This is a genomic window from uncultured Pelagimonas sp. (assembly GCF_947498515.1).
Classification (GTDB): domain Bacteria; phylum Pseudomonadota; class Alphaproteobacteria; order Rhodobacterales; family Rhodobacteraceae; genus Pelagimonas.
Window position 1 is genome coordinate 1 of record NZ_CANMKO010000025.1, and the last position, 4,895, is coordinate 4,895.

The 4,895-nt window shown below is 56.2% G+C and carries 5 protein-coding genes; 1 reads left to right on the forward strand and 4 read right to left on the reverse strand.

Annotated features, from left to right (window positions below):
- Positions 1 to 227: 227 nt before the first annotated feature.
- A complete protein-coding gene (locus Q1A43_RS22295) occupies positions 228 to 1,664 on the forward strand; it encodes a mannose-1-phosphate guanylyltransferase/mannose-6-phosphate isomerase (RefSeq protein ID WP_299939040.1) in 1,437 nt (478 codons plus the stop codon).
- A 31-nt stretch (positions 1,665 to 1,695) separates the two neighbouring features.
- Here Q1A43_RS22295 and Q1A43_RS22300 read toward each other — a convergent pair whose 3' ends face one another.
- The 4 genes from Q1A43_RS22300 to rfbD form a co-directional block, all read right to left on the reverse strand.
- Positions 1,696 to 1,887 (reverse strand): hypothetical protein, encoded by a 192-nt coding sequence (locus tag Q1A43_RS22300; protein ID WP_299930367.1) that lies wholly within the window; start codon positions 1,885 to 1,887, stop codon positions 1,696 to 1,698.
- Positions 1,888 to 1,966: 79 nt separating this feature from the next.
- Entirely contained in the window at positions 1,967 to 2,980 is a 1,014-nt protein-coding gene (locus tag Q1A43_RS22305) for a GDP-mannose 4,6-dehydratase (protein WP_299939042.1), read from the reverse strand.
- A 117-nt stretch (positions 2,981 to 3,097) separates the two neighbouring features.
- Positions 3,098 to 3,970, reverse strand: a complete 873-nt coding sequence (rfbA, locus tag Q1A43_RS22310) for a glucose-1-phosphate thymidylyltransferase RfbA (protein ID WP_299939043.1) — start codon at positions 3,968 to 3,970, stop codon at positions 3,098 to 3,100.
- The gene (rfbD, locus tag Q1A43_RS22315; RefSeq protein WP_299939044.1) at positions 3,967 to 4,812 is read right to left on the reverse strand and encodes a dTDP-4-dehydrorhamnose reductase; all 846 of its coding nucleotides are present in this window, start codon (positions 4,810 to 4,812) and stop codon (positions 3,967 to 3,969) included. The genes rfbA and rfbD overlap by 4 nt, the downstream gene beginning before the upstream one ends.
- Between the last annotated feature and the right edge of the window lie 83 nt (positions 4,813 to 4,895).

The window sequence follows — 4,895 nt, forward strand, 5'->3', positions numbered from 1 at the left end:
TGGAGCAGCCCGGTAGCTCGTCAGGCTCATAACCTGAAGGTCGTAGGTTCAAATCCTACTCCCGCAACCAATATCTATTACATTTATAGCAATACGAATTCTTTCTAAGAAAATGCGTGCCTTGCCGCCATCCTTGCAACATCCCTGATTTTTTCCAATCTGACGCTTGCAGCACGGTCGATCTCAGTGAGACATGGTGCCAAACTTTTCCAGTTGGGATTATTGTGATGCCTGAGACTTCTATCACCCCAGTTATTTTATGCGGCGGCTCCGGCACGCGCCTTTGGCCTCTTTCGCGCAAGAGTTACCCCAAACAATTTGTTGGCCTCATGGGTGAGGAAACTCTTTTTCAATCTTCGGCAAAGCGACTGTCTGGACATAGTGATGCGCTTGCTTTCAAGGCGCCGCTTGTGCTGACCAATTCCGACTTTCGGTTTATCGTTGTTGAACAGCTACAAGCCATTGGCATCGACCCCGGTGCCATTCTGATTGAGCCGGAGGGGCGCAATACTGCGCCTGCGATCCTTGCTGCCGCGCTACACGCGCAAGCCGAGGACCCGGATGCGGTGATGTTGGTGGCACCATCAGACCATGTTGTACCCGATATTGCAGCCTTTCACGCCGCTGTGGTCCAAGGCTTGGGGCCTGTGGGACAGGGCGATCTTGTCACTTTTGGCATCGCGCCCACCCATCCAGAAACCGCATATGGCTATCTTGAGCTTAGCGCCCCGCCCAAGGGTGCCCCAGTTAAGCTATCTCGCTTTGTCGAAAAGCCCGATGCAACCCACGCCGCAGAGATGCTGGCAGCGGGGACTTTCATGTGGAATGCCGGAATTTTCCTTTTCCGGGCCACCGATATCATCGCTGCTTTTGAAAAATACGCTGCCAACCTAATGGTTCCAGTGCGCGCCGCTGTGACTCACGCCAAGCCAGATCTTGGATTTTTACGTTTAGCGCCGGAACCTTGGGCCAAGGCGGAAGATATCTCTGTGGACTATGCGGTGATGGAGCGTGCCGACAATCTGTCTGTTGTTCCATTCACCTCTGGCTGGTCTGATTTGGGCGGTTGGGATGCGGTTTGGCGCGAGAGTGGACCGAATGAAACCGGCGTTGTGACCACCGGTGGGGCCACGGCAATTGATTGCACCAACACCTTGCTGCGCGCCGATAGTGAACGGCTTGAGGTTGTCGGCATTGGCCTTGAAAATATCATGGCAGTGGCGATGAATGACGCGGTTTTGGTTGCTGATATGTCGCGCGCGCAGGACGTCAAACTGGCGGTTGCGGCGCTCAAGGAAAAGCAGGCTGATCAAGCCACCCAATTCCCCAAAGATCACCGTCCCTGGGGGTGGTTCGAAAGCCTCGTGGTGGGTGGCCGCTTTCAGGTCAAGCGCATCATGGTGCACCCCGGCGCGGCGTTATCGCTCCAAAGCCACGTGCATCGATCCGAACATTGGATTGTGGTCGAAGGCACCGCCAAAGTCACGGTGGATGACGAGGTCAAACTGGTGACCGAAAATGAGAGCGTCTACATCCCGCTCGGCGCGGTCCACCGCATGGAAAATCCCGGCAAAGTGCCGATGGTGTTGATCGAAGTTCAGACCGGATCATATGTCGGAGAAGACGACATCGTGCGCTATGAGGACGTTTATTCAAGAGGGTAGGGGAGCTATTCCACACCCCACTTGGGCCATCTCAAAAATTCGGGACTGCGGTAAAGCTATCGCAGTGCCCACAATGGATGCGAATGGCGCAATCATACTGCTGTGTCGCTATGGGTTCCGGAACCGGCGCCCCGCAACAGCAAAACGCGTCTGATGTGGCGATCTTGCGGGCGCGCTCATAGGTTTCTGGGTTCCAAAGCTCGGGTGGTCTGGCATTGGCCATAACTGCTCTCCTTTTCGGATAAGAACAGCTTGGCCCGCGATGCTAAACCGGGACTTAAGGCAGCGTACGGGACAACAACTCAGACGTTGTAATAGTCTCTATACCACCCAACAAAGCGTTTCACCCCGTCGCGCATATCGGTTTGCGGACGATAGCCGGTTAGGGTCTCAAGCAGTTCGGCATTGGCCCATGTCGCAGGCACATCACCAGGTTGGATATCCATCATGTTTCGGGTGGTTTTCTGGCCCAAGGCGTCTTCGATCGCTTCGACAAAATCCATCAGGCGTTCGGATTTGGAATTGCCGATATTGACCACCCGGAATGGCGCGACAGGCGAGAGACTATCGCCCTCAGGCACTTTGCCGTTTTCAGGGCGCTCGGGCACCGCATCAAACATCAATAGGCGAATGGCACGGACCAGATCGGTGACATAGGTGAAATCGCGATACATTTCGCCGTGGTTATACACATCAATGGCATCCCCTTCGAGCGTCGCTTTGACGAATTTGAACAGCGCCATATCGGGGCGCCCCCAAGGACCATAGACGGTAAAGAACCGGAACATCGTGGTCGGCATATCGTATAGGTGGGCATAGGAATGGCCCATTGCCTCGGTCGCCTTTTTGGTGGCGGCATAGATCGTCATCGGCGTGTCGGCCTTGTCGGTCTCAGCAAAGGGCATCTCGGTGTTGGCCCCGTAGACAGAAGAGGTCGAGGCCATCATCAGATGCTGAACCTTGTGGCGGCGCGCGCCTTCCATGACGTTGAAGGTGCCGGTGACATTAGCGTCGACATAGGCGCGCGGATTATCAAGGCTGTAGCGCACCCCGGCTTGCCCTGCGAGATGCACGATGATCTCAGGGTCACAGGCGTCAATAGCCCCGTCAATCGCATCACGATCCTCAAGCATGGCTTCGGTCGCCGTGAAGTTGGGGTTCTGGGACAACATCGCATGGCGGCGCTGTTTCAGGGTGACATCGTAGTAATCGGTCATCCCGTCAAAACCGTGAACCACATGACCTTCGCTTAGCATCAGGTCGGCAAGGTGATAGCCAATAAAACCAGCAGTTCCGGTGATGAAAATACGCGCCATGGGGTCAATCTCTCTTCTCTATACACCTGCTTTAGACACTGATCCGCCAAGGGGGAAGAGTTGAGCGTTAGGTAAGCGACTCTCCACCCGAGGATTGTTGACTTTAGAGGGGCGCGACTATCCAACCAACCCCTGCAAATAGGTTCCATAATTGGTCTTCTTGAAGAGCTCCGCGCGGGCACGTAGCTGATCTCGGCTGATCCAGCCGTTTTCAAACGCGATCTCTTCGGGGCACCCGACCTGTTGGCTTTGGCGATCCGACAAGGTGCGCACAAAGTTCCCAGCATCCAACAAGGACGCATGGGTGCCAGTATCAAGCCAGGCAAACCCGCGACCCATTTGCTGGACGCTCAACAACCCGTCCTCAAGATACATTTCCAGCAAGGAGGTGATCTCAAGCTCACCCCGAGGTGAGGGTTTCACAGCACGGGCGCGTTCCGGGGCGGAGCCATCCAAGAAATACAGCCCTGTGACCGCGTAAGGCGACGGCGGGACCTCGGGTTTTTCAATGATCTGGTTCACATTGCCATCATCGTCAAACCCCACCACGCCATAACGTTCGGGATCACTCACACGATAGCCAAAAACGGTACCGCCGGCGGCTTGGGCATCTGCGGCATGTAGTTTGCCGGGCAAGCCATGACCGAAAAAGATGTTGTCGCCCAAGACCATCGCCGAGGGCGCACCGTCAAGAAACTCTTCGGCCAACAAATAGGCCTGGGCCAACCCATCCGGCGAGGGTTGCACCAGATAGGTCAACGATAGCCCCCATTGGCTACCGTCACCGAGGGTGCGCATGAACTGATCTTGATCTTGCGGCGTGGTGATGATGCAAATCTCGCGGATGCCAGTCAGCATCAGGGCCGAAAGCGGGTAAAAGATCATCGGCTTGTCATAGATCGGCAGCAATTGCTTTGAGACACCCATGGTGATGGGATAAAGCCGCGTGCCTGAGCCACCAGCCAGAATAATTCCTTTGCGCGTCGTCACGAGTTCGTCTCCAAATTTTTGAGAACCGCCGTAAGCCCGACAGTCCAGTCAGGCGCGGCAATATTGAAATCAGTTTTGAGCTTTGAGCAGTCCAAACGGGAATTGAACGGGCGGCACGCCGGAGTGGGATAGTCACTGCTGGGAATATCGGTAACACGCATGTCTCGCCCGGCCTGATCAAAGATCGCGCGGGCAAAGTCGGCCCAGCTTACGCTCGGTTGACCGCCATAGTGGTAGGTGCCGCCCGCATGGCCCGCCTGCATCTGGTGCCCCATCTCAAGAAGCGTTGCCGCAATATCGGCGGCCGGGGTTGGCCCACCGATCTGATCCCCCACCACGTTCAAGGCATCGCGGGTTTCTGACAGGCGCAGCATGGTTTTGACAAAGTTCCCACCATGGGCCGAAAACACCCATGAGGTGCGCAAGATAGCGTGATGGCCATTGGCGGCGCGCACCGCCTCTTCGCCCGCCAATTTGGTGCGCCCATAGACGCCTAGCGGTGCAACAGGGTCGTTTTCCCGCCATGGGGATTGACCCGAGCCGTCAAAGACGTAATCGGTCGAAATATGCAGGAATGGGCAACCAAGATCCGCGCAGGCCAAGGCCATCTCGCCGGGGGCGACGGCATTAAGCTGATGGGCTGCCGCCTCATCATCTTCGGCCTTGTCGACGGCCGTATAGGCGGCGGCATTGATGACCAGACGCGGTTTGTGCCTATCAATCGCCGCCTTGGCAGCGCCGGGCAGCATCAGATCAACGTCATCCCGCCCAAACGCCATAACATCACCCTGATGCTGTAGCTCTTGGGCCACTTGACCAGATTTGCCAAACACCAAGATCATTTGGTGCCGCCGAGACGTTTTCCGACGCCGTCGCGGTTTTGGAGGGGGCGCCACCAGGCCTCGTTGTCGAGATACCATTGCAC

Excerpts from the sequence above, each read along its gene's own strand:
- Q1A43_RS22295 (WP_299939040.1), top strand. The coding sequence starts at position 228 with ATGCCTGAGACTTCTATCACCCCAGTTATTTTATGCGGCGGCTCCGGC.
- Q1A43_RS22300 (WP_299930367.1), bottom strand. The coding sequence starts at position 1,887 with ATGGCCAATGCCAGACCACCCGAGCTTTGGAACCCAGAAACCTATGAG.
- Q1A43_RS22305 (WP_299939042.1), bottom strand. The coding sequence starts at position 2,980 with ATGGCGCGTATTTTCATCACCGGAACTGCTGGTTTTATTGGCTATCAC.
- rfbD (WP_299939044.1), bottom strand. The coding sequence starts at position 4,812 with ATGATCTTGGTGTTTGGCAAATCTGGTCAAGTGGCCCAAGAGCTACAG.